At 67.2% G+C, this 2,983-nt stretch carries 1 protein-coding gene; it reads right to left on the reverse strand.

Annotation, left to right across the window (positions count from 1 at the left end; all coding sequences use genetic code 11):
* Nucleotides 1-131: 131 nt before the first annotated feature.
* Nucleotides 132-2,843, reverse strand: coding sequence for a phosphoenolpyruvate carboxylase (gene ppc / locus ABE423_RS20625; protein WP_346487349.1), 2,712 nt, complete (start codon nt 2,841-2,843; stop codon nt 132-134).
* Nucleotides 2,844-2,983 lie beyond the last annotated feature (140 nt).

The raw sequence follows: 2,983 nt of genomic DNA on the forward strand, positions 1-2,983 counted from the left end.
CATCCATAGATGGACGCCCCCGTGACCGAATCGACCGCAACCTCGCGCGTGTTGCCAGACATCATGAGGTTGCCGGCCAGCGGCCGGCACTACCTTTTCGAATTCGCCGGGCCATGCCCGGCGGATGCGGATCAACCGGTGTTCTGCACACCCTGCGAAACACCGTTCACGCAGGCCACCAGTGCGCGCAGCAGGTCGTCATCCTCGCGCCCGCTGGCTCGCCAGCGCTGCAGCAGATCCACCTGCAGCACGCTGATCGGATCGACATAGGGATTGCGCAGACGGATCGAAAGCGACAGCCGCGCATCGTGGTCGAGCAACGTCTGCTGGCCCATCAGCGCCAGCAACCAATGCCGGGTGAGTTCAAGCTCCTTCTCGACCTGGGGGAAGAAGCGCCCGTGCAGATCACCTGACAGCTTCGAGAACTGCTCGGCAATGGTGATATCGCCCTTGGACAGCACCATCGCGATGTCGTCCAGGAAGGTACGGAAGAACGGCCAGTCACGCGCCATCTCGCGCAGCGTCTGTTCGTGGCCAGCATCCACCGCCGCCTGCAGGCCGCTGCCCACCCCGTACCAGCCGGGAATGACTGCACGCGCCTGGCTCCAGGCGAATACCCACGGAATCGCGCGCAGGTTGCCCAACGCCGCGTCCTGGCCGAGCCGGCGCGACGGACGCGAACCCAGCGTCATCCGCTCGATCACGTCGATCGGCGTGGCCGTGCGGAAGTAGTCCATGAAGCCAGACTGGCCGACGAAGGCGCGGTACACCTCGCTGCTGGAGCCAGCGACCACATCCATCACCGGTCGCCACTCATCCTCGCGGGGTTCGGCAGCCCGCGGGCGGAGGCTGGCGCGCAGTACCGCGCCGGTGGCCTGTTCCAGCGAGCGCAGCGCCAGCGCACGGATGCCGTATTTGCGATGGATCACCTCGCCCTGCTCGGTCACCCGCAGGCGGCCATCGATGCTGCCGCGCGGCGAGGCATCGACCGCATGCGTGGTCTTGCCGCCACCGCGGCTGATCGAACCACCACGGCCATGGAAGAAGGTCAGGCGGATGCCGGCCTCGGCCGCCACCTCCAGCAGTTCCACCTGCGCGCGTTGCAGGCCCCAGCGCGAAGCAGCGATGCCGCCGTCCTTGCTGCTGTCCGAATAGCCCAGCATCACCATCTGCACGTCATCGCGTGCATGCAGGTGTGCGCGGTACACCGGATCGGCCAGCAGGTCGCGCAGGGTCGCGGTGCCACGCTTGAGGTCGTCCACCGTCTCGAACAGCGGCGCAATATCCAGCGGCACCGAACCGCCCTCTTCCACCAGGCCGCCACGGCGTGCCAGCGCAAGCACCGCCAGTACATCGCTGCGGTCATGCGCCATCGAAATGATGTAGCTGCCCAGTGCATCGCCACCATGGCGCGCACGCGCATCGGCCAACGCCGCGAACACCGCATCCAGTCGCTGGTTGCCTTCGTCGTCGCCCTTCGGCATCGGCGCGTCACCACTGGCATGCGGCGCCAGCAGGCGCGCGCGGCCCAATGCGTCCAGACCGTCCCACGCCGCGTCGCCGCCCAGCACGGTGGCCAGCGCGCGCGCGTGCACGCTCGATTCCTGGCGCACGTCCAACCGCGCAAGATGGAAGCCGAACGTTTTCACCCGCCACAGCAGGCGCTGCACCGCGAAACCGCCAGCATGTTCGCCACGATTGGCGCGCAGGCTGTCGAGGATCAGCTGCAGGTCGTCGATCAGTTCGTCCGGACCAGCGTAAGCGCCTGCGCCATCATCCAGCGTGGCCTGCAGGCGCGCGCGCATGCGGTCGTTGAGCAACCGGTACGGCATGTCGGCATGGCGCGGGCGCGACTGCACCTGCGGCAGCAACTGCTGGTAATGCGCTACGCGCGCCTGCAGCGCATCGCTCACACCCACCCGCTCGGTGGACTGGCTGAGCAGGCTGGCCAGCTGCAGCAGTTCCTTCTGGTAGCGCGCGAGCACCGCCTGCCGCTGCGCATCCAGAGTGTTGCGGATGGTGGTGGCATCCACGTTCGGGTTGCCGTCCATGTCGCCGCCCACCCAGGTACCGAAGCGCAGCAGGCGCGGCAGCGGCAGTTCTTCGCCGTAGGTATCACGCAACGCTTGCTGCAGCGATTCGTACAGCACCGGAATCACCCGGTACAGCACCTGCACCAGATAGAAGCCGACGTGCTCGCGTTCGTCATCGACGGTGGGCCGCACCGGCGAGGAATCGGTGGTCTGCCACGAAGCGGTCAATGCCATGCGGAAGCGCGCGGCATCGGCGGCGGCTTCACCCGGTGTGCGCTGGCCATCGAGATTGTCGACCAGGCTGGCCACCATCAGCTGCTCCTTCTCCAGCAGCGCGCGGCGCACTGCTTCGGTCGGGTGTGCGGTGAACACCGGTTCAATGTCGATGCGTGGCAGCCACTGCGCCAGCTCGTCCAGGCCCACGCCCTGCGCCTTCAGGTGCTGCAGTGCATCCTGCAGGCCATCGGGCTGCGCCCCTGCGGTACCGGCGCGCTGGTAGTCACGGCGGCGGCGGATGCGATGCACGCGCTCGGCGATGTTGACCACCTGGAAGTAGGTGCTGAAGGCCCGCACCATGGTCTCGGCCTGTTGCGGCGTGCGCCCGGCCAGGCCATCGGCCAGCTCCGACAGCGGCGCCTGGTTCTCGCGGCGGGCGATGGCGCGGGTGCGCACGTCTTCGACATCATCGAGGAAGGCGGCAGAGACCTGTTCAACCAGCAGGTCTCCGACCAGCGCGCCGAGCCGGCGCACGTCATCGCGAAGCGGAAGATCGGGGGAAGCAAACTCGATGCTGCTGCGGTACTCGTTCATCGGCGACGCACAGGCCTCGGTCAACGGATCCAGACCCCAAGCCTAAACCAGAACGGGCATCGTGCTGCGATGCAAAAATGGTTTCATCTGGTAGTGCCGGCCGCTGGCCGGCAACCTCAGGTCGCGTGAGTCCATGAGGT

Origin of the sequence: Stenotrophomonas sp. TWI1409 (assembly GCF_039673015.1) — a bacterium.
GTDB lineage: Bacteria > Pseudomonadota > Gammaproteobacteria > Xanthomonadales > Xanthomonadaceae > Stenotrophomonas > Stenotrophomonas maltophilia_A.

Bases quoted from the DNA above. Each gene is read 5' to 3' on its own strand.
- ppc (WP_346487349.1), bottom strand. From the start codon at position 2,843: ATGAACGAGTACCGCAGCAGCATCGAGTTTGCTTCCCCCGATCTTCCG.